Source organism: Variovorax sp. E3, assembly GCF_016082275.1.
Classification (GTDB): Bacteria; Pseudomonadota; Gammaproteobacteria; order Burkholderiales; family Burkholderiaceae_C; genus Variovorax.
In genome coordinates, this window is record NZ_MOWM01000318.1 from 1 (window position 1) to 1,839 (window position 1,839).

A 1,839-nucleotide genomic window follows, 5' to 3' on the forward strand; every position below is an offset into this window, starting at 1 on the left:
GCAAGCGGTCTTCATCAAGCTGCGGCTCGCTCCGGGTACGCCGCTTGCCCCCACCCCTGCCCTCCCCCGGAAGGGGAGGGAGAAATTCGGGATCTTCCGGCGTGGTCATGCGGGCAACAACGCCGCCAGCGTCTGCAAGGTGTCCGCTTCGCCCACCGGCTTGTCTTCCCGCCACCGCAGCATGCGCGGAAAGCGCACCGCGATGCCGCTCTTGTGCCGCGTGCTGCGCGCAATGCCCTCGAAGCCCAGCTCGAACACCAGCGTCGGCTTCACGCTCTTCACGGGGCCGAAGCTCTCCACAGTGGTCTTGCGGATGATCGCGTCCACCCGCGCCATCTCCGCATCGGTGAGGCCCGAGTAGGCCTTGGCGAAGGGCACGAGCTTGCGGTCTTCCTGTCCGGGCGGGCCGTCCCACACCGCGAAGGTGTAGTCGCTGAACAGGCTCGCGCGGCGGCCGTGGCCGCGCTGCGCGTAGATCAGCACGGCGTCGATGCTCAGCGGGTCGATCTTCCACTTCCACCACACGCCGACGTCCTTGGTGCGGCCCACGCCGTACTGCGCGTCGCGGCGCTTGAGCATCATTCCTTCGACGCCCATGGTGCGCGCGGCTTCGCGCTGCCGTGCCAGGTTGTTCCAGTCGGGGCCCGTGAGCATCGGGCTCGGCAGCAGCGAAGGGTGCCGCATGCGCGTGACCAGTTCGTCGAGCAGCACGCGGCGCTGCGACTGCGGCAGCGCGCGCAGGTCGCGGCCCTCCCATTCGAGAAGGTCGTAGGCCAGCAGCACCACGGGAATGTCGCGCAGCAGTTTCGCGCCGAGGGCCTTGCGGCCGATGCGCTTCTGCAGCTCGGCGAAGGGCTGCACCTTGCCTTCGTCCTCGGGCGATGTCTCGTCCTTGCGCCACACCGCGATCTCGCCGTCGAGCACGGTGCCGTCGGGCAGCGCCTCGCCCAGCACCGCGAGTTCGGGGAAGCGATCGGTCACCAATTCTTCGCCGCGCGACCACACCCATACCGTGCCCGCGCGCTTGACGAGTTGCGCGCGGATGCCGTCCCACTTCCACTCGACGATCCAGTCGGAAGGCGGCCCCAGCACGGCATCGAACTGTTCGAGCGGCAGGTTGAACGGATGCGCCAGAAAGAAGGGGTACGGCTGCCCGCTGGTCTTCTGCACCTGCTCGGCGCCCGACTCGGGTGCGATGAGCGCGCGGTACTCGTCGGGCCGGGGCCGGGCGCGATGTGCGTGTAGCCCATGAGCCGCTGCGCGACGCGCTTGGCGTCGATGCCGCCCACGGCCGCGAGCGCCTGCGTGACCTGCAGCTTCGACACGCCGACACGGAACGCACCGGTGATGAGCTTGAAATACACCAGCCGCTCTTCGGCCGCGAGCTGGCGCCATTGCGCGCGAAGGCGCTGTGGCAGCGCGTCGGGCGCGGTCTTCGCCGCATCGCGCAACGGCAGCAGGTGCTGCTCGACCCAGGCCGCGAGGCCCAGGTCATGCACTTCGCTGGGCGGTGGCAGCAGCAGCGCGATGGTCTCGGCGAGGTCGCCGACGGCGTCGTAGCTTTCGTCGAACAGCCACTCGGGCAGGCCCGCGGCTTCCTGCGCGAGCAGGCGCAGCAACTTGGTCGGCACGAGCTGGCGCGGCTTGCCGCCGGCGAGAAAGTACACGGCCCATGCGGCATCGGCCGCGTCGGCCTCGCGCAGGTAGCGCTGCAGCGCGGACTGCTTGGCAAGGCTCGACGTGCTCGCGTCGAGCTCGCGATACAGCGCGGCGAACGCTTTCATCGCGTTGCTCCTTCCCCTTCCGGGGGAAGGTTGGGATGGGGGCTCTCGGCGTCCC

1 pseudogene is annotated in these 1,839 nt (G+C 69.5%); it reads right to left on the reverse strand.

The features are described 5' to 3' along the window. Positions 1 to 105 precede the first annotated feature (105 nt). A pseudogene (locus BMG07_RS40500) lies at positions 106 to 1,784 on the reverse strand (ATP-dependent DNA ligase). Between the last annotated feature and the right edge of the window lie 55 nt (positions 1,785 to 1,839).